Raw genomic sequence first — 23,098 nt, 5'->3', positions numbered from 1 at the left:
TCTCAGCTCCGGCCGGGCCACCGGGCAACGGCGCTGCAAAAACTTCGTTTTGCGCACCGCGTGGCGCGGAAGTGGCCCACTTCGAAGAATTCGCACTGCCGCTGACCGGTCCGGTCCGGCCGTGTTGTCATCGGTTCGGCCGCGCGCCGTCAAGCGCCCGCGGGCCGCTACCCGCACCGCGACTTCAGGGAGTACTGGTGACGAACACCGGCACGCTGTCCCGCTACTGGATGTTCAGCGACGAGTACACACAGAATCCCTATCCCTTCCTCGCCCAGCTGCGCGAGGAACAGCCGGTGTGCCGGGTGGAGACCCCGGACGGGGTGCGGGCCTGGGTGGTGAGCCGCTACGACGACGTCCGCGACGCGCTCTCCGACCCCCGGCTCGGCCGGGACATCGGCAAGCTCTACGCGGCGCTCGGCAAGCAGCTCGGCCAGGAGATCAAGCCCGCCGACGAGATCAGCAACCACCTGGCCAACTCCGATCCGCCGCGCCACACCCCGCTGCGCAAGTCGCTCACCTTCGCCTTCACCCCCAAGCGGGTCAGAGGGCTGCGCGACGGCTGGGAGAAGGTGGTCGACGATCTGCTCGACGAAATGGTGCGGACGGACAACCGGGACCTGGTCTCCGGGCTCAACGAACCGCTTCCGATCATCACCATCGCGCAGCTGATGGGCGTGCCCGACGCCGACTGGCCGCGGTTCCTGGTGTGGACGAACACCCTGCGCCGGGTGGACGCCAGCGATCCGACGGGCATCATCGCCGAGCACACCCGGCAGCTGTCGGACTACCTCAAGGCGCTGATCGCCACCAAGCAGCGGACCCCGCAGGACGATCTGATCTCCGCGCTGGTCCACGCCGACGAGGACAAGCGGCTGACCGCCGCGGAGGCGCTGTCCACCGCGTTCGCCCTGATGACCGGCGGCAACGACACCACGACCAGTCTGCTCAACGGCTCCTTCGCGGCGCTGCTCACCCATACCGGCGAGGCCGACAAGATCCGGGCCGACTGGAGTCTGCTGCCGAACGCGGTCGAGGAGCTGCTGCGGTTCACCAGCCCGCTGATCAACTCCCTGCAGCGGGTCACGCTGGAGCCGGTCGAACTGTGCGGGGTGAAAATCCCCGAGGACGAGATCGTCATCATTTCGCTGGCCGGGGCGAACCACGATCCGCACGCCTTCCCCGACGGTCCGTCGGAGCTGGACATCACCCGTCCCAAGCCCGCGCATGTGAGCTTCGGCCACGGAATCCACTACTGCCTGGGCTCCCATATGTCCAAGGCGCTGACCGAGCTGGCTATTCGACGGGTCTATGAACGCTTTCCCGGTATCAAGCTGGCCGTGCACCCCTCGGAGGTGCGCTATCGGCCCGGACTCATGGTCCGCCCGATGATCGACCTGCCGGTGCGTCTCTGAACGGCGCACAGCAGCGACACCGCCCGGGACCCGCCGTCAGCGCGCCCCGGGCGCTTTTCTTTCGCTTTCCGGAGGACCCATGGATTTCAGCCTGTTCTACTTCGCCAACAACGACACCGAGGAGCGCGACCGCTACCGGCTGCTGCTGGACGGCGCCCGGTTCGCCGACGACAACGGCTTCACCGCGGTGTGGACCCCCGAGCGCCACTTCCATCCGTTCGGCGGGCTCTACCCCAACCCCTCGGTGACGGGCGCCGCGGTGGCGGCGGTCACCCAGCGCGTCGCGGTGCGCGCCGGAAGCGTCGTGGCGCCGCTGCACCACCCGATGCGGATCGCCGAGGAGTGGTCGGTCGTCGACAACCTCTCGGGCGGCCGGGCCGGGGTGGCACTCGCCTCGGGCTGGCACGCCGCGGACTTCGCGCTCCGCCCGGAGAACTACGAGACCCGCAAGTCCGGGCTGATGGAGACGGTCGAGACCATCCGCCGGCTCTGGCGGCGGGAGAGCGTGTCCCTGACCGACGGGGCGGGCGAGACGGTGGAGTTGACCATGTTCCCGCCCCCCGTCCAGCCCGAGCTGCCGATGTGGCTGACCAGCGGCGGCACCCCGGCGACGTTCACACTGGCCGGTGAGCACGGGATGGGGATGCTCACCCATCTGCTCGGCCAGGAGGTCGAGGTCCTCGCCCAGCGCATCGAGGAGTACCGCCGGGCGCACCGGGAGCACCAGCCCGCCTCGGCCGGGCAGGGTCATGTGGCCGTGATGGTGCACACCTTCGTGGGCACCGACCGCGACGCCGTGCGGGAGACCGTGCGCGAGCCGTTCTCCCGCTATCTGGCCAGCTCCTTCGACCTGCTGATCAAGGCGGCCGAGGCGGCGGGGGCCCAGGGCGCGGACATGTCCCGGGAGCTGCGGAGCATGGGCCCGGAGGACCGTCAGTTCCTCGTGGCCCAGGCATTCGACCGGTACTTCGAGACCAGCGGGATGTTCGGCACCGTCGACGACTGCATGGCGATGCTCAAGCAGCTGAAGGACGCGGGGGTGGACGAGGTCGCCTGTCTGGTGGACTTCGGTGTGCCGACCGACGCGGTGATCGGCGGCTTCGAGCATCTGGCCCGCCTCCATGACACCTGGCGTGCGCATCTGGGGAGCTGACCCGGCGGCGCCCGGCCCACGCCGAAGCCCGGACGACCACTCTCGGTCGTCCGGGCTTCGGCGTGGGCCCGTGCGTCCCACGGCCGCGGCTCAGCGCGCGGCGGCCCGCTCGTAGGCCCGGTTGGCCAGCGGGATCACGACGATCAGCAGGGCCACCACCATGATCAGCGAGGCCGCCACCGGATGCCGCAGCGGGAACGCCGGATCGGCGCCGTTCCCCGTCGGGTTGCCCCACAGCTCACGCATCCCGGTGGTCAGGGTGGTCACCGGGTTCCACTCGGCCACCGGACGCACCCAGCCCGGCAGGTTCTGGGCCGGGTAGAAGGTCGCCGACAGGAAGGTGAGCGGCATGGTGATCACCATGGCCACCGAGTTGACCGCCTGGGGATCGCGCAGCAGCAGCCCGATGAGCGAGCCGAGCCACGCCGTGGCGTAACCGAGCAGCAGCAACAGCCCGAAGCCCGCGAGGGCCTTGAGCGGCCCGCCGTGGATGCGCCAGCCGATCAGCAGGCCGACGGAGAGCATCGCGACACAGGAGATGGCGTTGAGCAACACATCGGAGAGGGTCCGGCCGAGCAGTACCGAGCCCTTGCCCATCGGCAGCGAACGGAACCGGTCCACCAGGCCGTTGGAGAGGTCCTCGGCCACCCCCACCCCGGTGTTGATGACGCCGGCCAGCATCATCTGGGTGAAGATGCCCGCCATGATGTACTCGTGGTAGTCGCCCTCCGGCACGTTCATCGAACTGCCGAAGAGGTAGCCGAAGAGGAACACGAACATGATCGGCATCAGGGTGATGCTGAGGATCCGCTGCGGTGCCCGCTTCAGGTGCCGTATGTGGCGGCCCGCCAGGGCGAGCGCGTCGCTCAGGACATAGGTGGTCATCGGCTCGTCGCCTCCAATTCGGCCTCGGGTCCGGCTCCGGTCAGCTCCAGGAACACGTCGTCCAGCGAGGGGCGCCGCACAAGGAAGTCGACCACCTCCACCGAGGCCTCCTGGAGCTCCGACGCCGCCGCGGAGACACCGGCGATACCGCTCTCCAGCGCGATCGACACCCGCATCCCGCTGTCGTCGACGACCGGCGGGGCGGAGCCCCGCGCGGAGATCCGGGCCAGCGCGACCCGGGCGGCCTCCACCATCTCGGTGGTCCGTACGGTGATCTCCAGCCGCTCGCCGCCGACCTTCCGCTTCAGCTCGTCGGGCGTGCCCTCCGCCGCCACCAGCCCCTTGTCGATCAGCGCGATACGGTCGGCGAGCTGGTCGGCCTCCTCCAGGTACTGGGTGGTCAGCAGCACGGTGACCCCCTCGGCGACCTGCTTGCGCACCATGTCCCACAGCGCGTTCCGGCTGACCGGGTCCAGACCCGTGGACGGCTCGTCCAGGAAGATCACCGGCGGGCTCCCGGTCAGACTGGCGCCCAGGTCCAGCCTGCGGCGCATACCGCCCGAGTAGGTCTTGACGACCCGGTCGGCGGCATCGGTGAGGTCGAACATCTCCAGCACCTCATCCGCGCGGGCACGGGCCCGCTTGCGGCCCATGTGCAGCAGCGTTCCCATCAGCACCAGGTTCTCGCGGCCGGTCAACTCACCGTCCAGCGCGGCGTACTGACCCGTCAGCCCGATACTGCGGCGCACCTCGTGCGCCTGGCTCAGCACGTCGTAGCCCGCCACCGTCGCGGTGCCCTCATCGGGCTTGATCAGCGTCGACAGCGTCCGCACGGTGGTCGTCTTGCCGGCGCCGTTGGGGCCCAGGAGCCCGTAGACCGTGCCCGCCTCGACGGACAGGTCGATGCCGCCCAGCACCTCGTTGTCGCCGTAGCGCTTCCGCAGACCCGCCGCGGAGATTGCGATATCCATCAGACTCCTCATCATCGGCCGGTACGCCGGTCCGGTCCGCCTCGCTCAGCCGAGCCGGACCGGCAGTGACTCCAGCCCCCGGGTCAGGTTCACCTCGCGGCGCAACTCCTCCGGCGCCACGGCCAGTTCGATCCGCGGGAAACGGTCGAGCAGCGCGCCGACCGCGATCTCGGCCTGCAGCCGGGCGAGGGGCGCGCCCATGCAGTGGTGGATGCCGTGGCCGAACGCCAGATGCCCACCGGTCTCCCGGCGGATGTCGAACCGCTCGGGGTCCTCGAAGCGTTCGGGGTCGTGATTGGCCGAGCCGAGCGAGACGATGACGAACTCGTCGGCCGGGACGCGGACACCGGCGATCTCCACCGGTTCCGAGGTCACCGAGAGCGTGTTCAGGTGCAGCGAGTTGTCGTAGCGGCAGAACTCCTCGACCGCGCCCCGCAGCAGCGACCGGTCCGCGCGCAGGGCGGCGAGCTGGTCCGGGTGGCGCAGCAGGGCGAGCATCCCGTTGCCGATCAGATGCGCGGTGGTCTCGTATCCGGCCACCAGGAGCTGGAAGACCATCGACACCAGCTCGTTCTCGCTGAGCCGGTCCTCGTTGTCCCGCGCCTGGATCAGCCCGCTGATCAGGTCGTCGGCCGGGGCCGCCCGCTTGGCGGCGATAAGCCCGGTGAGGTACTCCGCCATCCGGTCGGCGATGCGGTGCATCTCCTGCGGCTGGACGGCCACGGTCAGCGCGTTGGACCACGCTCCGAAGGCGGCCTGGTCGGCCTCGGGGACGCCGATCATCTCGGAGATCACGGTGAGCGGCAGCGGGAAGGCGAACACCTTCAGCAGATCCACCTCGCCCTGCCCGGCCATGTCGTCGAGCAGGGCGCCGACCGTGTGCTCGATACGGGGCCGGAGCGCCTGGATCTGCCGTGCGGTGAACGCCTTGGCCACCAGCTTGCGCAGCCGGGTGTGGTGGGGCGGGTCCATGCCCAGCATGTGCTCCACCAGCATCCGCTGCCCGGACGACTTCGCGGCGGGCTGCTCGACGGGGTCGATGCCCGCGTGCTTGGCGGCCAGCCGGGCACAGCGCTCGGGGTCCTTGTGCAGTTTCGGATCGGTCAGCGCGGCGCGCGCCGCCTCATGGCGGAGCACCAGCCACATCGGTGCCCCGCCGAGCACGACCCGCGCCACCGGGGTCCGCTCGCGGAGCCGGGCGTACACCGGGTACGGGTCGCGGATGAAGTCCTCACCCAGCACCTCCGGTGTCCGGCTGGTCTCCTCGGCCATGTGTCCGGTCCTCTCGGTCGGCCCGCGCCGCATGTCGCGGACGCAGGGTGGGTGAACGACGTCTCCGACCCGTTGATAGCAGGCTTTTCCGCCCTTCCCCGGCGCACTTCGAGGATTTCTATCGAGCTCCCACGGAGCGTGTTCGAAAGCCGTTCATCCCCTCCCTCACGGTCATCCGGACGGAGGAGGGAGCGAAGGGGGGCTCCACCCGACGGCGTGTGGGTTTGCCTCCGTGGGAGGAGTCGCGTGCGGGATGCCGTATGCCATTCTCCTGGCAGCGATCCAGCAACGGACGCACGTTTCCCGGTGTCTCCTGGAGGGCCCCGTGTCCGGAATCCTTACCGCCGTTTCCCGTGGCTATCGAAAGCTGCACGGCACCCCCGCCGAAGGGGTGCCCCTCTGGGCCCGGCGCGCGGCCTTTCTGATCCCGTTGGCCGTGCTGCCCTCGGGGCTGTGGCGCATCGCCCAGGTGACCTTCGGTGTTCCGCTCACCAAGAACGTGGACATCGGCCGGGGACAGTTGCCGGGCTGGCTGCCGCTGGAGATCTACGTCGTCATCCTGTCCATCATCGCCGAGGGGCTGGCCTTCCTCGCCGTGGGGCTGGTCTCCACCTGGGGCGAGGTGTGGCCGCGCTGGGTTCCCTTCATCGCCGGGAAACCCGTACGGCCGCTGTCCGCGATCGTTCCCGCCGCGCTCGGAGCGGTGGTCCTCACCTTCACCTGGACCATGACCCTGGTCCTCTCGCTGCAGGGGCGCGCGCTGGACGGCCGCCAGTTCGGGGGCGGCGGCTGGCGCGGATCGCTCGTCCATGACGTCGGCGAACTCGGCTGGCGGGCCTGGGTGTTCGTCACCGCCTATCTGCCGCTGCTCGCCTGGGGGCCGCTGCTGGCCGCCGTCACCTACGCTTACGCGGTGCGCCGCAAAGCGTTCAAATGAAGAGAATCGAATAAGCCATTGCCAGGGCCCGCCGACCGTCTTCACGATCAACGCCGACCGCCCGAAAAGAGGCGATTGACGCGGTCGGCAGACCTTCTTGGCGCTACGCACTCGACCGCCTTCCGCGAAAATGCCGGACCCGTCTCTTTCCGTCTATAGAAGAATTCTTGGCGGCCCATGGCACCGCTTCCCCGTCCCGGTACCGTGCGATTCCACGAGTTGCACACACACATGTGTGGCGAGGCAATCGTCGGATGGGGAGCATCGTGACCGCGCATGACGTCGAGTACATCGAGATCTACACCAGCGATCAGCGGAAAACCACGGACTATTTCGTGTCCGGTATGGGATTTCAGGAAGAGGCCCGGTGCCGGACCGGCGCGCTGGAATCGACCCTGCTCCGCCGACAGGAAATCCAGCTCGTCATCACCTCGGGACCGGGCACGGCCGACTTCCTGGCCGAACACGGTGACGGCATCGCCGACATCGCCTTCGCCTGCGAGGACCCCCTCGCGGCCCACGAGGGCGCCCTGGCCGCCGGCGCCCGCGATCTGACCTCCGGCAACCCGGCCGGCCCCGCGGTCTCCGGCTTCGGCGCCGTCCGCCACACCCTCCTCGAGCGCTCCGCGGACCGGCCGCACGGGCTGCCCCCGGGCCGGGACTGGGTCACCTCGCCGAAGAGCGCCGACCGGGCCGGCACCGCGACCGAACTGCGGCTGCTCGACCACATCGCGGTCTGTCTCGAGGCCGGCACCCTGCACGACACGGTCCGGTACTACATCGACGGATTCGGCTTCGAGCAGTATTCCAGCGAATACGTCGCCGTCGGCGAGCAGGCGATGGACTCCATCGTGGTGCGCAGCCCCTCGTCCGGGATCACCTTCACCATCATCGAGCCCGACAGCACCAAGAAGCCGGGCCAGATCGACGAATTCCTGGAGCGGAACGGCGGCCCGGGGGTGCAGCACCTGGCGTTCCTGGTGGACGAGATCATTCCGGCCGTTGTCGAGTTCGAGACCCGGGGCATCGAGTTCCTGCAGACCCCCGGCACCTACTACGACGCCCTCGCCGAGCGGATCGACAACCTCGACGAGACCATCACCGACCTGCGCAAGACCAATGTGCTCGCCGACCGCGACGAGTGGGGCTATCTGCTGCAGCTCTTCACCCGCTCGCCCTACGAGCGGCGCACGCTGTTCTTCGAGCTCATCCAGCGCCACGGGGCCCAGGGCTTCGGAAGCTCCAACATCCGCGCGCTGTACGAGGCCGTCGAGCGCGCTCGGGCGGCCAACTCGTGACCGGCCGCACGACCCCCTCCGGCGCCTCCCGGCCGCCGCTGTCCCTCGATGAGTACGCCGAGCGGGCGCGCACCCGACTGACCCCGGCGGTCTGGGACTTCATCGAGGGCGGGGCCGGGGAGGAGCGGACGCTCGCCGCCAACCGAGCGGCGTTCGACCGCACCCGGCTCAGCCCCCGGGTCCTGACCGGGGCGGGTGAGTGCGACCCGTCCACCACGATCCTGGGACGGCGGTGGGCGGCGCCGGTGGCCGTGGCGCCCATGGCCTACCACACTCTGATGCACTCCGACGGCGAGACGGCCACCGCGCGGGCCGCGGGCGCGGCCGGCCTCCCGCTCGTGGTGAGCACCTTCGCCGGGCGGACCTTCGCAGAGATCGCCGCGGCCGCCACCTCGCCCCTGTGGCTCCAGGTCTACTGCTTCCGCGACCGCGCCACGACCCGGCGGCTCATCGAACACGCGGAGGCCGCGGGGATCGAGGCGCTGGTCCTGACCGTCGACACCCCGCGGCTCGGCCGCCGACTGCGCGACCTGCGCAACGACTTCCGGCTGCCGCCGCACATCACACCCGCCAACCTGCCTGCGGACGACGCCGATTACTCATCCCCGTCCGAGCACGGCCGCACCGGCCTCGACCCCGCGCTCGACTGGTCGGTCATCGACTGGCTGCGCTCGGTCAGCCGGCTGCCCGTACTGGTCAAGGGCGTCATGACCGCCGAGGACGCCCGGCGCGCGATCGCCGCCGGCGTGGACGGCATCGTGGTCTCCAACCACGGCGGACGGCAGCTGGACGGGGCACCGGCCACCCTGGACGTGCTCGCCCCGATCGCCGCCGCCGTGGACGGCCGCTGCGCCCTGATCCTGGACGGCGGCGTCCGCCGCGGCCGGGACGTCCTCGGCGCCCTCGCCCTGGGGGCGGACGCCGTGCTGCTGGGCCGCCCGGTGCTGCACGGACTGGCCGTGGCGGGCGGGGTCGGCGTGGCGGGCGTCCTGGACCTGGTCCTGGACGAGCTGTCGGAGGCCATGACGCTGACCGGCACCGCCACCGTCGCCGACGCCTCGCTGCTGACCGGGCCGGAGGGCACCTCCCCGGCGCGGCACCGCCCGTCCGGCGGAACACCGCGGCACGACCGGCCGCGCCCGCCGGAGCCGACAGCCGAACTGCACAAGCGGGACCTGCACCGCAGCGTGTCCGACCCGGTGCTGGACACCATGAACTTCCTGAACGAGATCACCGGCCGCTTCCCGGACGTGGTCTCCTTCGCCCCCGGAAGGCCGTACGAGGAGTTCTTCGACAAGGACGAGATCCTCGATCACATCCGCCGCTATCTCGACCACTTGGCCGCGGGCGGTGCCTCGGACGAGGCCATCCGCACCGCGCTGTACCAGTACGGCCCGACCGCCGGCCAGATCCGCGGACTGATCTCCGACTCGCTCCGCGCCGACGAGGGCATCGACGCCCCGCCGGGCGCGATCGTGGTGACCGTGGGCGCCCAGGAGGGGATGCTGCTGGCCCTGCGCGCGCTCTTCGCGGACCCCGGGGACGTCCTGCTGGTCGCCAGCCCCTGCTACGTGGGCATCACCGGAGCCGCCAGTCTGCTGGGGGTGCCCGTGCACCCCGTCGAGGAGCGGGCCGACGGTCTTGACGTGGCCGATGTGGAGGCCGCCGTCCTCGCCGAGCGGGCCAGGGGCCGCCGCCCGCGCGCCTTCTACGTGGTGCCGGACCATTCGAACCCGTCGGGCAACACCATGTCCCGGCGCGCCCGCGAGGAGTTGCTGGAGCTGGCGGCCCGGCACGATCTGCTCATCCTCGAGGACAGCCCGTACCGGCTGGTCAGCCCCGGCGTCCAGCTGCCCACCCTGAAGTCGATGGACCACGCACGGCGGGTGATCCACCTCGGGTCGTACTCGAAGTCGGTCTTCCCCAGCGCCCGCGTCGGATTCGTCGTCGCGGACCAGCCCGTGCGGGATCCGTCGGGGGCCGAGAGCCTGCTCGCCGACGAACTCGCCAAGATCAAGAGCATGGTGACGGTGAACACCCCGGCGCTGAGCCAGGCGGCCGTCGCCGGTGCCCTGCTGGCCTGCGGCGGCCGGCTCACCGAACGCAACGCGGTGCCGGCCAAGCACTACGGCGAGGCGCTCCGCGTCACCCTCGAGCAGCTGGACCGCCACTTCCCCGAAGACGTCCGCGACCGGCTCGGCATCGGCTGGAACCGGCCCAGCGGCGGCTTCTTCCTCACCGTCCGGGTTCCGTTCCCCGCCGACAACGCCGCGCTGCTGCGCTCGGCCGAGGACCACGGCGTCATCTGGACGCCGATGGCCTACTTCTACCCGGGTCCCGGCGGGGAACGGTCGATCCGGCTCTCCTTCAGCTATCTGAGCCCCGCGGAGATCGAGGACGGCATCGCACGGCTCGCCGCCTTCCTTCAGGCGGAGATCGAGCGCCCCGGCGCCACCGGACCCACATCGGGACGTGACACATGAGAACCGCCGTCGTCGTCGGAACCGGGCTGATCGGGACGTCCATCGCCCTCGCTCTGAGCCGCTGGGGCGTCCTGGTGTACCTGGACGACGCCGACACCACGGCCGCCAGGACCGCCGAGGCCCTGGGGGCGGGCTCGCTGGAGATGCCCGACGGGCAGGTGGACCTCGCCGTCCTCGCGGTGCCGCCCGCGAGCATCGGCACCGTGCTCGCCCGCTGTCAGCGGGACGGGCTGGCGCACACCTACACCGATGTGGCCAGCGTCAAGGTGCGGCCGCACGAGGAGGTCCGCGCGGCCGGTGGCGATCCGTCCCGCTACATCGGCGGACATCCGCTGGCCGGCGCCGAGCGCTCCGGTCCGCTCGCGGCCCGCGCCGACCTCTTCGAGGGGCGCCCCTGGGTGCTGACCCCCTCGCCCCTCACCGATCGCTCGGCGCTCAACCGGGGGCTGGAGCTGGTCTCGCTGTGCGGTGGCGTCCCCGTCCTGATGGACACCGACGCCCATGACCGCGCCGTCGCCCTGACCTCGCACGCACCGCATCTGGTCGCCTCGATGATGGCGGCCCGGCTGGAGCACGCCGAGACCGAGCACATCCGGGTGTCGGGACAGGGGCTGCGGGACGTCACCCGCATCGCGGCGGGCGAACCCGCCCTGTGGAGCGACATCCTGACCGCGAACGCCGACGCGGTGGCCGACGTCCTCGACGACTACGCCAAGGATCTGGAGCAACTGATCGCCGCCCTGCGGGCGCTGCCCGGCACGGAGTCCGAGGGGCGCCGGCAGGCCGCCGCCGATCTCCAGGAGTTGCTGCGGCGCGGCAACCGGGGCCACGCCCGCGTACCGCACAAACAGCGTTCACGGCCCGCCGAGTACGTGGCGATCCCGGTGGCCGTCCCGGACCAGCCCGGGGCGCTGGCCCGGCTGTTCTCCACCGTCGGCGAGGCCGGCGTCAACATCGAGGACGTGCGCATCGAGCACTCCCTCGACCAGCCGCGCGGCCTGGTCGAACTGCTCGTGGAGTCGACCTCCGTCGCGGGCGTACGGCGGGTGCTGGACGCCAACGGCTGGACCATGCGGGAGAAGCCGCTGCTGGTCGGCGACGCCTGAGGAATCCGGACCGGCTCCGCCCGGGAGCCGGTCCGCTGATGTGCCCACCGGATGCCCCGCAGAACGTGTCGCGGGCGGGCCCACCGGATGTCCCGTACCGCGTCGGCCGGGGTTCGCCCCGGCCCCGGGGGGCTAGAACGTGTCGTGGGTGTTCGGCCGGCGTAACGCGGTGTAGAGGGCGCGCAGCATGAGGATCGCACTGACCGCGAGCATCTGATAGCCGAGCAGCGGGAACAGCTCCACCTCCGCGGTGACCCGGGGCCCGCGCCCGGTGCCGAACACCACCAGGACCACCCCCATCAGCCCCGTGCAGGCCCCCAGCAGCGTGACCGTCATCTGGTGGATCAGCCCGGAGACGAAGCGCCGCTCCCGCTCGTCGGCGAGCACCCGCACCCGGACCGTGAACCGCCCCTCCTCCAGCGACGCGCTGATCCGCTCCGCCCTCCTGGGCAGCCGCCGAAGCATCGGCAGCGCGGACAGGAACTCATGGGTCGCGCTCCGCGCCAGCGATGAGAACCCGGACGCGATCCCGCCCTCCTCCTCGCTCCCGGTACCCGTGGCGCGGAACCGCAGCCGGTCGGTGAGGAGGTCCACGGCGATCGCCCGAGCCTCGTCGATCATGTTGAAGTCGGGGGTGATCCGGCCCAGGGTGCCCTCGATGGTCGCCAGGGCCCGGAAGACGGCGGCCACCTCCGGCGGCACGGCGAGACCGAACCGGGCGAGCAGCTGGAACAGCGCGGTGAACATCTCGGTGTCCGGCCGCGCGCCCGCCCCCAGGTGCTGGGCCATGAACTGCCCCAGCTCACGCTCCAGCAGCAGCGAGTTGAGCATCAGGTCCTCGCTCCTGGTGGCCCTCGTGCCGAGCAGGGCCATCAGCGCGTCGTGCAGACCGGCCCGGTCGCCGCGGTCGACGGCCACCAGCATCTCCTGGAGGGCATGGCGTACGGACGGGTCGATACGGCCCACCGAGCCGAAGTCGAGCAGGCCGATCCGCCCGTCGTCGAGCAGCAGCACATTGCCCGGATGCGGATCGGCGTGGAACACCCCCGCCTTCAGGATCTGGTGGAGCATGGCGGCGAAGGCGGTCCGGGCGATCTGGTGGCGGTCCTGCCCCTTGCGGTCCGCGACGGCCGCCGCACGGTCGAAGGTGACCCCCTCCAGCCACTCCTGGACCAGCACCCTGGCCGTGGTGAACTCCTCGTACACCCGTGGCACGCGCACCAGGGCGTCCGCCTCGTACCCGCCGCAGGACGCCGCCACCACCGCGGCGTTGTTGGCCTCGATCCGGAAGTCCAGCTCCTCCCGCACCGACGCGGAGAAACCGTCGCCCAGATCCCGCAGCCCCATGGCGTGGGAGGACCGGGACCGCTGCTGGAGGCCGCGGCTGACCGCGACGACGATGTCCAGGTCGCGCTCGACCAGCTCGCGGATCCCCGGGCGCTGGACCTTCACCACGACCACCGGACCTCCGCGCAGCTTGGCGCGGTGGACCTGGGCGATCGAGGCGGCCGCGAGCGGGACCTGCTCGATCCACTCGAAGGCGTCCTCCACCGGCCTGCCCAGCTCCGCGCGCAGCAGCGCCGCCACGTCCCCCCACGGCGCGGGCGCCACATCGCTCTGCAGACGGCTGAGTTCGTCGATGAAGTGCGGGGGCAGCAGATCGCGCCGGGTGGACAGCAGCTGGCCCAGTTTGATGAAGGCCCCGCCGCACTCCTCCAGCGCCAGCCGCAGCCCCCTGGCCATCCGCTCGCCGAACTCGCCCGGCTGCAGGGCCCGTTCCAGACTGTGCCGGCTGCGCAGCGGACGGCTCAGCCCGTGGCGCATGAAGATCCGGCTGATCTGCGAATAGCGGCGGGTGCGTCGCAGCCGGCTGCGCATCGCGCGCCACAGCCGCATGGGCAGCGCCCAGCTGCCGCGCGGCAGAAAGACCTCGGCCAGCACCAGGGTGGCCATCGCGGCGAGTACGGACACCCCGACCTGCACGCCGTACAGCACGCCCATGCTCTGCTGGTCGTGCATGGTCGGCTTGAAGACGAGCATCGCGCCCAGCCCGACCAGACCGGCGCCGAGGGCGCGCAGCGGGCCCACCCGGATGCCGAGCAGCCGACCGGATATCGCCGAGACGCCGAAGACGAAGACGCCCAGCGACGATACGGCGATCAGCACGATCAGCAACCCGAAGGACAGGTCGTCGATGCTGGTGGCAGCCAGCAAGGTCATGGCACGTTCCCCCGGGTGCGATGAACAGTGCGTCAACAGTAGTCCGGATCGTCCCTCTCGGACCGTGCTGCCCGCATGTCACGCAGCAACCTGCCAGACACACACCACGGGGCCCGACATCGGAATGTCGGGCCCCGTGGCACGGGAGGGCGTGACGGGCGTCAGCCCATCGCCTCGATCAGGCTCTTGGGCCGCATGTCGGTCCAGTTCTCGTTGATGTAGTCCAGGCACGCCTGGCGGTTGTCCTGGCCATGGACGACGGTCCAGCCCGCGGGTACCTCCGCGAAGGCCGGCCACAGCGAGTGCTGCTGCTCGTCGTTGACCAGCACGTAGTAGCTGCCGTTCTCGTCCTCGAAGGGGTTGCTCATCGCGTGATCGCCTTTCTGACGGATCTGTCGGGTCTGTTCGGTCTGTCGGGTCTGTCGGGTCTTTGTGAACGGGGCCGGTCAGCCGCAGCCACCGGCGTGGCCCGCGTCACCGGCCGGGACGAGCAGGGCGGGTTCGACCCCGCGATCGTTCTCCCGCTGTTCCATGGCGGCGGTCCGGGTCCTGGCACGGACGCTCGCGACGAAACCCGAGAGCCGGTCCAGTCCCCAGAACTTGTCGTGCCGGTGGATGAAGAACGGCACTCCGAACACTCCGTCGCGGTCCACCGCCCGCAGCGCCTCGATGCCCCGGCGGCGGATCTCCGGATTGTCGACCGCACCGTCCAACGCGTCGGGGTCGAGGCCGAGTTCATGGCCGATCGCGGCCATGGTGGCGCGTTCGGAGATGTCGATGCCGTTCTCCCAGCGGGCCCGGTACACGGCGTCGATGAAGTCCCGCCCGCGGCCGGCGTCCTCGGCGACCAGATAGGCGAGATGGGAAACGTCCCAGTTGGGAGCGGTGTCGATCGGCCAGACCACCGACAGACCACGCTCGATGGTCGCCCGCTTGACGTCCTGCAGGATGTAGAAGTGCTTCTCCTTCGACATCGCGACGTAAGGGAGGTGGATCCCGGCGTCGGCCAGCATGCGCTCGCTCACCTCGTCCGGCTCCCAGTACGGGCGCCATTCGATCGCGTCCGCCACATCGGGCGCGTTCTCGGTGAGTTCACGGTAGGCGAGCCAGGAATAGGGGCTGCGGAGTGAGAAATACCAGCGCGGTGGTTTGACGGCCAACGAAACCTCCTGGGTTCGGGGCGAAGCTAGATGGTGATGCCGCCGTCGATCTGGACGACGGAGCCCGTGACATAGGCCGCACGGTCCGAGACGAGGTACGAGACGAGGTCGGCGACCTCATCGGCCCGCCCCAGCCGCCCGAGCGGCACCGACTCCAGCGCCTTGTCCTTCACCTGGCCGGTGAGCACGGAGGTCATATCGGTGTCGATGAACCCCGGGGCGACGACATTGGCGCGTATTCCGTACCGCCCGACCTCCTTGGCCAGGGCCCGGGAGAACCCGATGATCCCGGCCTTGGAGGCCGAGTAGTTGGACTGGGTGGCGTTGCCGTACACACCGGCGACCGAGGAGATATTGACGATCACCCCGCTCTTCCGCTTCATCATGCCGAACACCACGGAGCGGCAGACGTGGTAGACCCCGTCGAGGTTGACGTCCAGCACGTCATGCCATTCGTCGTCCTTCATCAGCAGCAGGGGATTGTCACGGGTGATACCGGCGGCGGTCACGGCCACGTCGATCGGACCCAGCGTCTGCTCGGTCTCCGCGACCAGCGCACGCACCGCCTCGGCGTCACGGACTTCGACCTTGCGGCTGAGTACCCGGACCCCGGTCTCCGTGACCTCTTTCTCCAGCTCCAGGGCGGCCGCCTCGTTCGACCGGTAGCAGAAGGCGACATCGAAGCCGTCCCGCGCCAGACGCTCCACCGTCGCCCGGCCGATTCCCCGTGAACCGCCGGTGACCAGCGCCACCCGGGATGCGTTCTCTGCCATTGGCTCTCCAAAGCGATTCGGCCGGCCGCGTGGGACCGGATGTCTGTTGCCAGGGATCAGGCGAAGGCGGGGGCCGGGTCCCCGGGCCGCAGCTCCCCCGCCGGGCGGAAGGCCAGCACCGCGAGGCCGACCGTCAGAGCGGGCTCACCGGCCACCGTGGAACCGCCCTCGATGATCACGGTGTCGTCCACCACCCGGGTGATGGACGCCCGGTGTTCCAGTACGTCCCCCGGCAGCACCGGCCGGTGGTACTCGACCCCGGACACGCTTCCGAAGAGCATGACCTGGCCCGCGAGCACATCGGGATCCGGCGACTCCCAGGTGGCCAGCAGCCCGGCCGACTGGCACCAGGACTCCAGCAGCAGCACCCGCGGATAGGCGTAGGCCTCCGCCGCCGCGTCCGGTCCGAGCCCCTGGTACCAGGGCTCATTGCAGGTCACGGCCTTCACGGCGGTCACCCGCTGCCCCGGGACCACTTCGGTCACCCGGTCCAGCAGCAGCATCGGGAACCGGTGCGGCAGCACCTTTCTGATCTCGACCTGACCGATCATCACGCCTCCTCGGCCGTGAACCGCAATCTGACCTGGGCGGCGGCACCGCGCTCGGTGGCCACCTTGGCGGCGCACCGCCACGCCCCGGACCCACCGGTCCACACCAGCTCCACCTCCAGCCGGTTGCCCGGGAAGACCGGCCTGAGGAACCGCGTGCTCTCCACCGCCACCAGCTCCAGACCGGCCGAGCCGGGCGGCGGGGTCCGCAGACCGCTGAGGTGCACGCACTCGATCACGCAGACCCCGGGGAAGATGGGGAAGCCCGGGTAGTGCCCGGGGAAGACCGCCTCGTCCTCGCCCACCGTGACGGCCGTCACCGCACGCACCTTGCCCCGGCTGTCGGCGGCGGCCGGACGGACGACCTCCACCCGCGCGGCGATCGGACTGCTCGGCCCGGCACCCGCCACCCCCGCGGCCCCGGTCATCGCGGACCGGCCAGACGCAGCAGGGCGCAGCCGACCGCGCCGTCACGGTCGACGGAGGTCACCAGCGCCACCCGGTCGGCGGCCTCGGGGGTGGTTTCGGCGTGCACCAGCACCCCGGCGATCTGGAACGCCGCCGCCGCGGCCCCGGTGTCCCCGATGAGCGCGGCCTGAGTGAGGTGGACGGGGTCCGCTCCCTCGGCGGCCTCCGCCACGGCGGCCCGCTCCTGCTCCCCGGACGGGCCGGGCGCCTCACTGGTGGAGACCGCCCAGATCTCCTCCGGGCGCACCCCCGCACGGCCCAGGGCCCGGCGCAGACAGGTCGCCAGCGCGGGGCGGACCCCGCCGTCCAGGGCGATGCCCATCTCCACCGCGAGGATCTCCGCAAGCACCGGCTGTTCGGCGTCGTCCCGCGCGCCGGGGCCGCGCTGCTCCACCAGCAGCAGTCCGCAGCCCTCACCGGGCAGTTGCGCGGGCCCCTCGGTGTCCGGCCGGTGTGCGTGCCGCTCCAGCCAGGAGCGGGCGTGCGAGAACTCCTCGACCGCACCGCACAGCACGGTCCTGGCCCGGCCGAAGGTGAGCAGCCGGCGCGCGTAGTTGAGGGCGTAAAGACCCGCCGCGTGGCCACCGGCGATCGTGGTGTTCGGCCCCTTGAGCTGGTGCCAGATCGCGCTCTGCCCCGCGGCGCAGTTCATGACGGCGTTGGGAAAGCGCGCCGGGTCCACCAGATACGGCTTCTCCTCGGTGAGCGAGTCCCGGGTGAAGTCCATCTGGCTCTGCACACTGCCGGTGGTGGTGCCCAGGACGAGGGCGGCGTCCTCGCCGGTGGCCACCCACCGGTTGCGCGGCGCGTCGTCGAGCAGCCGGGCGACCGTGGTGACCGCGAGGCCGGTCACCCGGTCCATCGAGCGGACCCCCTTCTTCCCGAGCACCGTGCGCAGGTCGAAGTCGGGCACCAGACAGGCGCGGTCCCCGGCCGCCTGCCACCGCTCGTCGTCGAGTCCGGCCGCCGCGGGCCGGCGTTCCCTGATCCCCTCGGTGAAGGCCGCGCGGCCGATCCCGAAGGGCGATACCGCCGACCAGGCCGTGATGACCGGTCGATTCACAAGAGCTGTGCCGCCACTCATGTCTGCTCCGTCGCTCCGTCGCCGTCGTCGGTCAGGATTCGCCGCGCAGCGCCTTGGAGACGCGCTCGTCGAAGTTGATCAGGTTCCAGTCCCGCCGGTTCTCGATCAGGGCGTAGCCATGGGTGACCTTGCCGGTCGCGGTCGGCACCAGCCGGCCGTCGCGCACCACATAGCAGTCCATGCGGGAGGTGTAGGTGAAGTCCTTGAAGACGTTCTCGACGGTGTAGACCGTGTAGAGGTCCTCCTCCATCAGCGCCTCGTCCAGGATCTGGATCCGGGAGTGCGGGCAGGCGGGGATCCACCGGCGCTCGTCCAGCAGGGTCTTCACCGAGATGCCCCGGTCGGCGAGGAAGAGGTCCACGACCTCCTCCATCTGCCGCAGATAGCTGGACATCTGGAGCCGCTCGGAGAAGTGGCAGTACGGGTAGGGGATCCGCCACTTCCAGCCGAACGCGTTCTTCCCCGAGGTCAGCAGGTCGAGCACCGGGTCGGGGCCGGAGGTGCCGCGGCCGGCCGACAGCGAGGTGGTGACGGCCATGAGGTCGGCGCCGGTCAGCTCCGGCGGCTCGGGGGCGACGGCGCCGGGGGTGCTCAGCCGGTCGGTGACGAACCGGGCGAGCTCGGCGGGCGGTTCACCGGCCGCCTCGACATAGCTGTCCGAGCGCAGCACCACCTTGGCGTTGGCGCCCACCACCTTGGTGTCCGCGCCGTCCCGGTCGGCGTGCAGGGACACCGTGAAGGAGATGAAGGAGTCGTCGTCCCCGGCCGTCGGCACCACCCGCGCCTGGACCGTCTCGTCCATGTAGAGGGCGTGCAGGATCCGGGTGTCGAGGTCGACGATGTCCACACCGAGGCCGGCTTCCGCGTACAGCGCCCGCGCCGGGAGGTCCGCGTCGGCGAAGTGGCAGAGGATGGCCTCCTCGACCAGGTAGTTGATGTGCTTGAACCCGATCCAGGTGCAGATGTTGGAGCCCTCGTACCGGGTGCGCAGCGACGCGGTCGTCTCGCTGGTGAGCAGCCTCTTGACGGCGCCTTCGGCCACTGTGGTCATCGATCGTGCTCCCATGGGAATCCGGGGCCGGGACCGCCGTGCGGACGGACGGCCGAACAGGTGCTGACGAAGTGGTCGAGCAGGGTGGCGAACTGCCGGGCCCGCTCGATCATCAGGAAGTGCCCGCAGTCGGGCAGCAGGCGGAACTCGGCGTCCGGGAGGCCGTCCGCGAGCGCGCGGCCCTCGGCCGGCGGCGCGGCGAAGTCGTCCGCACCGGCGAGGACGAGGCACGGCACGGTGAACCCTCCCAGCCGCAGGGCGGGGGTGCGCAGATAGATCTCGAAGAACCGCATCCAGCCGTAGGGGCCGACCCAGTCCCGGATGCGCTCGGCGAGGTGGTGGCGGGCCGCCCGGGGGACCCGGTCCCCGGCGTGCACCCGGATGCCCTCGGCGATCAGCGGGGCCATGTTGTCCACGGAGTACGCCAGGCTCGCCCAGTCGAACTCCTCGGCCGTGCGCCGGTAGAACGGGGCCACCAGCACCAGACCGTGGACGCCGAACTCGGTGAACGGGTCCAGGCCCTCCTCGATCCGGCGGCCCAGGAACTCCATCAGGACGTTCGCGCCCATCGAGTGGGCGACCACCACAGTGGCGCCGCCCGGCACCGCGCGCAGGGCGTCGCCCAGGTACGGCACGAGATCGCCCCGGGCGCTCCACCCGGCGACGCTCCGGCCCCGCCAGGGCAGGTCGGCGGCCCACATCTCGGGTCCGCCGGCCCGCCGGCCGTGCTCGACGCAGGCGTCCCACACCGCGCTGCTGTTGGACAGTCCGTGCAGGAAGAGCACCCGGCCCCGCCCCGGGTCGCCCTGGGCACGCCGGGTCACGACCACGGGGCTCTCCTTGTCGCCCCGCGCGGACACCTCGGCGGGCCCACCGTCCTCCTGGGCGAGTCCCCGCACGAGGCGGTCACCGGCGGACATCAGGCCGCTGCCCGCCCGCGCAGCGCGATGCCCGCACTGGCGTCGTCGGCGTCGGTGCCCGCGGTGGCGTACACCGGACCGGCTCCGCCCTGGGCGAACCAGCCGACGGCCGCGGCGCACTGAAGCACTCCCAGCGCACCCGAGCCCAGGCCGAAGACCTCGCCCAGATCGTGCCGGTCCACGCCCTCCAGCAGGGTGTCCGGCGCGGCGGCCGCCCGTTGTTCGGGCAATTGCCACAGGGCCGGCCGGTCGCCGGTTGTCTCGGCCAGCCGTTCCAGAGTGCGGCCCAGTCCGGCGCCCCGGACGTAATCGCCGAGAACGGCCGACGCGGTCGCTCCCCGTTCCGCGGCCGATTCCTCGCTCTCCAGCACCAGCGCCGCCGCCCCGTCGATGGTCCGCGATCCGCCGGTGAAGGCGCGCACGGACTCGTTGTCGGGTTCGACGCCGAGGACCAGCGCCCGGGAGGCCCGGCCGCCGCGGATCAGCGTGGCCGCCCAGTGGACGGCGTCCAGCCCGGAGGTGGCGCCGTTGCACAGCATCAGGTTGGGGCCGCGCAGCCCGAAGCGGATGGCGACGGAGGAGGCGATGACATTGCTCGAGGCGTTCGGCAGGTCCATGGCGCTGCCCGCCGCCGCCGTGTGCTCGGCGATGGTGTCGATCGCCCGGCAGATGGTGTCGAGATTGCCGTAGTTGGAGCTCGCGACCATCGCGACGCTTCCGCCGGGGACGCGCAGGCCCCCGTCGTCCAGCAGACCGGCGTCCCGCAGGGCCGCGTCGGCCGCGCAGTAGGCGAGTTGAGTGGCCCGGTCCTTGTACCGCAGGCCCTTCCGGCCGACCAGGTCCTTCGGCTCGACCGGCGGGGCGCCCGCCGCCGGTGCCATCAGCTCCGGTGCCGACCTCGCGCGGGGCAGCACCACGCCGACCCCGCTCACCACCACGGTCATCGAGCCGCCTCCAGGATCGCGACGGCGTTGATGCCGCCGAAGCCGAATGCGTTCAACTGCGCCACGGTCAGCGGCCGGTGAGCCGCCTCGCCGGTGACGAAGCGGAATCCGGCGGCCTCGTCCACCGGGTCGTCCAGGCCCACGGTCGGCGGCACCCGCCCCTCGGCGAGGCAGCGAAGGGTGACCACCAGGTTGAGCAGCCCGGAGGCGCCGGAGGTGTGCCCGGTCATCGACTTGGTGGCGGTCACCAGGGGCTTGTCCCGGTCCGGACCGAAGACGTCCGCGAGCGCGGTCGCCTCCGCCTCGTCGTTGAGCAGCGTCCCGGTGCCGTGCACCATCAACAGGTCGATGTCCGCGGGCTTCACCCCGCCCCGGGTGTGCGCCTCCCTGATCGCCTCGGCGATACCGGCCGGGTCCGGCGCCGTCACATGGAAGGCGTCACAGTTGACCGCGACGTCCCGGACCAGGCCGTGCACCGGACGTCCGCCGGGGACCCGGCTGAGCACGACCGCCGCCGCGCCCTCGCCCATCAGGACGCCGTCCCGGCCGCGGTCGAACGGCCGCACCCGGGTCGGGGGCACCGGCTGTACCCGCTCCAGCAGGCCGTACATGGTCTCGGTGAGCACATCGACCCCGGCCACGACCACCGTGTCCGCCCCCTGCGCCAGCAGGTCCACGCCCAGCGCCAGGGCGTACAGCCCGGCCGAGCACGCGTTGGACAGGGTGTGGGTGTCATCGGCTTGGAACGCCTCGCGCAGCGCGGTGCCGAAGTGGAGCTCCGCGGCGGGGAAGTCGGCGCCCCGGGTGCGCCACAGCTCCACCGAGCGCAGCTCGCGCAGCCCGGTGCCGACCAGGACCGGCACCCCGCTCAGATCGCTGTCGTCGAGGCCCGCGTCGCGGACCGCCTGGCCGACCGCGTCCAGCAGCAGTCCGGTCGCCCGCCGGGTGACGTCCACCCCGGGTGCGGGGCGGTTGTCCACCTCGTACGCGTGGCGGGCCGTGTGCAGGGCGTGGTCGAAGCCGCGCAGCTCGGCCACTCCGGAGCGGCCCGCGCACAGGTTGCGGAAGAGCTCGTCGACATCCCCGCCCAGCCCGGCCACGGCCCCCATGCCGGTCACCGCCCAGCTCATGCCGGCACCCCGTCGTACCGGCCGAGCAGCACCACCGCGTTGTTGCCGCCGAAGGCCAGGCCGTTGTTCTGCACGACCTTCAGCTCCGCCTCGATAGCCACATTGGGCACGCAGTCCACATCGCACTCGGGGTCGGTGGTGGTGTGGTTGATGGTCGGCGGAATGAACTTCTCGGTGATCGCCAGGGCGCAGCCGATGGCCGACAGCGCGCTGGCGGCGCCCATGGTGTGGCCGATCATCGACTTCATCGAGATGGTCCTGGGAGGACGGCTGCCGAAGACCTCGCGGATGGCGCGTGCCTCGGTGACGTCGTTGGCCTTGGTGCCGGTGCCGTGGGCGGAGATGAGGTCCACCTGGTCGGCCTTGACCCCGGCGTTCTCCAGGGCCAGCTGCATGCACCGGCCGACGCTGTCCTGGTTCGGCGCCACCTGGTGGTAGGCGTCGCAGTTCAGGCCGTACCCGAGCACCTCGGCGTAGATCCGGGCGCCACGGGCCAGCGCGGACTCCAGGCTCTCCAGGACCAGCACTCCGGCGCCCTCACCGGTGAGGATGCCCTTGCGGTCGACGTCGAACGGCCGGCACCGGTCCGGCGCGATGGTGCCCAGCCGGTAGAAACCGGAGAACGTCTTGCGGCACATCGCGTCGGCGCCACCGCACAGCGCGTACTCCGCGTCCCCTGAGCGGACCGCGTCATAGCCGTAGCCCAGGGCGTAGTTGCCGGCCGCACAGGCGGTCGGAATCGTCACCGCCTCCACATCGGACAGCTGCAGCTCCTGCGCGATCGCCGCCGACAGACGGCCGGCCGGAACGCGGCGGGCGAGCTCGGGCGGCATGTGCTCGGGACCGTGGACGATCTCGGCCTCGACCAGGTGGTCCAGGTCCCTCGATTCACCGTCGGTGGTCCCGATGGAGATCAGACCCGGCAGCGACCGCCAGTCGCCGATGGCCACCCCCGCGTCCTCGATCGCCATCCGGGCCGCGGCGACCGAGTACTGCGTCGCCCGGCCGAGGTGCTCGACCGCGAGGTGGCGTATCCACCGCTCGGGGTCGAAATCCTCCACCTCACAGCCGTTCGCGTGGTCGAACCCCTCGACGTCGAACACCGTGATCGGCTTGGCCCCGCTGCTTCCGGCGCGCAGTCCCCGCCGGAACTCCTCGACGCCCATACCGATACTGGAGACCACACCGAGACCGGTGATCACCACTCTTCGCGGGTTCGCATGCCCCGACTCCGCCATCCCGACCCCTCCGTCCGCTGTTCCGGCCGTGTCCGCAGATAC

Annotated in this window: 21 protein-coding genes; 6 read left to right on the top strand and 15 right to left on the bottom strand. The window is 71.2% G+C overall.

Annotated elements, in window-relative coordinates:
• The first annotated feature begins 197 nt into the window (after positions 1–197).
• Together J2Z30_RS26565 and J2Z30_RS26560 are read left to right on the top strand one after the other, a co-directional pair.
• Positions 198–1,415, top strand: coding sequence for a cytochrome P450 family protein (locus J2Z30_RS26565; RefSeq protein ID WP_052701496.1), 1,218 nt, complete (start codon positions 198–200; stop codon positions 1,413–1,415).
• Between the two features lie 79 nt (positions 1,416–1,494).
• A complete protein-coding gene (locus J2Z30_RS26560) occupies positions 1,495–2,568 on the top strand; it encodes a MupA/Atu3671 family FMN-dependent luciferase-like monooxygenase (RefSeq protein WP_044573537.1) in 1,074 nt (357 codons plus the stop codon).
• A 90-nt stretch (positions 2,569–2,658) separates the two neighbouring features.
• On the opposite strand, the gene J2Z30_RS26555 is transcribed toward J2Z30_RS26560, so the two are convergent.
• Genes J2Z30_RS26555 through J2Z30_RS26545 form a run of 3 tightly spaced genes read right to left on the bottom strand, consistent with a single transcriptional unit; the run spans position 2,659 to position 5,696 of the window.
• Positions 2,659–3,453, bottom strand: a complete 795-nt coding sequence (locus J2Z30_RS26555) for an ABC transporter permease (protein WP_044573534.1) — start codon at positions 3,451–3,453, stop codon at positions 2,659–2,661.
• On the bottom strand, positions 3,450–4,424 hold the full coding sequence (locus J2Z30_RS26550) for an ATP-binding cassette domain-containing protein (protein WP_078956811.1): 975 nt from the start codon (positions 4,422–4,424) through the stop codon (positions 3,450–3,452). Before J2Z30_RS26550 ends, J2Z30_RS26555 begins: the two co-directional genes overlap by 4 nt.
• Positions 4,425–4,469: 45 nt before the next feature.
• Positions 4,470–5,696: a cytochrome P450 family protein gene (locus J2Z30_RS26545; protein ID WP_044581771.1), complete on the bottom strand. Its 1,227-nt coding sequence runs from the start codon at positions 5,694–5,696 to the stop codon at positions 4,470–4,472.
• A 325-nt stretch (positions 5,697–6,021) separates the two neighbouring features.
• Between J2Z30_RS26545 and J2Z30_RS26540 the strand changes: the two genes are divergently transcribed.
• The 4 genes from J2Z30_RS26540 to J2Z30_RS26525 all read left to right on the top strand — a co-directional run bounded on the left by J2Z30_RS26540 (position 6,022) and on the right by J2Z30_RS26525 (position 11,520).
• Positions 6,022–6,633 (top strand): hypothetical protein, encoded by a 612-nt coding sequence (locus tag J2Z30_RS26540; protein ID WP_078956810.1) that lies wholly within the window; start codon positions 6,022–6,024, stop codon positions 6,631–6,633.
• 266 nt (positions 6,634–6,899) lie between these two features.
• Positions 6,900–7,931 carry a 4-hydroxyphenylpyruvate dioxygenase gene (gene hppD / locus J2Z30_RS26535; RefSeq protein ID WP_209468856.1) on the top strand — a complete coding sequence of 344 codons (1,032 nt, stop codon included), beginning with the start codon at positions 6,900–6,902 and terminating at the stop codon, positions 7,929–7,931.
• Complete coding sequence (locus J2Z30_RS26530) at positions 7,928–10,414, top strand: aminotransferase class I/II-fold pyridoxal phosphate-dependent enzyme (RefSeq protein ID WP_044573526.1); 2,487 nt, start codon at positions 7,928–7,930, stop codon at positions 10,412–10,414. Before hppD ends, J2Z30_RS26530 begins: the two co-directional genes overlap by 4 nt.
• Positions 10,411–11,520 carry a prephenate dehydrogenase gene (locus J2Z30_RS26525; RefSeq protein ID WP_044573523.1) on the top strand — a complete coding sequence of 370 codons (1,110 nt, stop codon included), beginning with the start codon at positions 10,411–10,413 and terminating at the stop codon, positions 11,518–11,520. The genes J2Z30_RS26530 and J2Z30_RS26525 overlap by 4 nt, the downstream gene beginning before the upstream one ends.
• Positions 11,521–11,652: 132 nt before the next feature.
• Here the strand turns inward: J2Z30_RS26525 and J2Z30_RS26520 are convergent, their stop codons facing one another.
• The 12 genes from J2Z30_RS26520 to J2Z30_RS26465 form a co-directional block, all read right to left on the bottom strand.
• The gene (locus J2Z30_RS26520) at positions 11,653–13,740 is read right to left on the bottom strand and encodes an ABC1 kinase family protein (protein ID WP_044573521.1); all 2,088 of its coding nucleotides are present in this window, start codon (positions 13,738–13,740) and stop codon (positions 11,653–11,655) included.
• Between the two features lie 161 nt (positions 13,741–13,901).
• Positions 13,902–14,108, bottom strand: coding sequence for an MbtH family protein (locus J2Z30_RS26515; RefSeq protein ID WP_044573519.1), 207 nt, complete (start codon positions 14,106–14,108; stop codon positions 13,902–13,904).
• A 78-nt stretch (positions 14,109–14,186) separates the two neighbouring features.
• Positions 14,187–14,900, bottom strand: coding sequence for a 2-hydroxychromene-2-carboxylate isomerase (locus tag J2Z30_RS26510; protein WP_044573516.1), 714 nt, complete (start codon positions 14,898–14,900; stop codon positions 14,187–14,189).
• A 26-nt stretch (positions 14,901–14,926) separates the two neighbouring features.
• On the bottom strand, positions 14,927–15,673 hold the full coding sequence (gene fabG / locus J2Z30_RS26505) for a 3-oxoacyl-[acyl-carrier-protein] reductase (RefSeq protein WP_044573515.1): 747 nt from the start codon (positions 15,671–15,673) through the stop codon (positions 14,927–14,929).
• Positions 15,674–15,729: 56 nt separating this feature from the next.
• On the bottom strand, positions 15,730–16,224 hold the full coding sequence (locus J2Z30_RS26500) for a 3-hydroxyacyl-ACP dehydratase FabZ family protein (RefSeq protein ID WP_044573513.1): 495 nt from the start codon (positions 16,222–16,224) through the stop codon (positions 15,730–15,732).
• Positions 16,224–16,649, bottom strand: a complete 426-nt coding sequence (locus J2Z30_RS26495) for a 3-hydroxyacyl-ACP dehydratase FabZ family protein (protein WP_044573511.1) — start codon at positions 16,647–16,649, stop codon at positions 16,224–16,226. The genes J2Z30_RS26500 and J2Z30_RS26495 overlap by 1 nt, the downstream gene beginning before the upstream one ends.
• Positions 16,646–17,773: a beta-ketoacyl synthase N-terminal-like domain-containing protein gene (locus J2Z30_RS26490; protein WP_044573507.1), complete on the bottom strand. Its 1,128-nt coding sequence runs from the start codon at positions 17,771–17,773 to the stop codon at positions 16,646–16,648. Before J2Z30_RS26490 ends, J2Z30_RS26495 begins: the two co-directional genes overlap by 4 nt.
• A gap of 31 nt (positions 17,774–17,804) precedes the next feature.
• A complete protein-coding gene (locus J2Z30_RS26485) occupies positions 17,805–18,824 on the bottom strand; it encodes a hypothetical protein (protein WP_044573505.1) in 1,020 nt (339 codons plus the stop codon).
• The gene (locus J2Z30_RS26480; RefSeq protein WP_052701492.1) at positions 18,821–19,744 is read right to left on the bottom strand and encodes an alpha/beta fold hydrolase; all 924 of its coding nucleotides are present in this window, start codon (positions 19,742–19,744) and stop codon (positions 18,821–18,823) included. Before J2Z30_RS26480 ends, J2Z30_RS26485 begins: the two co-directional genes overlap by 4 nt.
• Entirely contained in the window at positions 19,744–20,688 is a 945-nt protein-coding gene (locus J2Z30_RS26475; RefSeq protein ID WP_044573503.1) for a beta-ketoacyl synthase N-terminal-like domain-containing protein, read from the bottom strand. The genes J2Z30_RS26480 and J2Z30_RS26475 overlap by 1 nt, the downstream gene beginning before the upstream one ends.
• On the bottom strand, positions 20,685–21,818 hold the full coding sequence (locus tag J2Z30_RS26470; RefSeq protein ID WP_044573500.1) for a beta-ketoacyl synthase N-terminal-like domain-containing protein: 1,134 nt from the start codon (positions 21,816–21,818) through the stop codon (positions 20,685–20,687). The genes J2Z30_RS26475 and J2Z30_RS26470 overlap by 4 nt, the downstream gene beginning before the upstream one ends.
• Positions 21,815–23,056, bottom strand: a complete 1,242-nt coding sequence (locus J2Z30_RS26465) for a beta-ketoacyl-[acyl-carrier-protein] synthase family protein (protein WP_044573497.1) — start codon at positions 23,054–23,056, stop codon at positions 21,815–21,817. Before J2Z30_RS26465 ends, J2Z30_RS26470 begins: the two co-directional genes overlap by 4 nt.
• Between the last annotated feature and the right edge of the window lie 42 nt (positions 23,057–23,098).

Origin of the sequence: Streptomyces iranensis (genome assembly GCF_017874715.1) — a bacterium.
GTDB lineage: Bacteria > Actinomycetota > Actinomycetes > Streptomycetales > Streptomycetaceae > Streptomyces > Streptomyces iranensis.
This window is presented reverse-complemented; position numbering and strand designations above follow the sequence as displayed.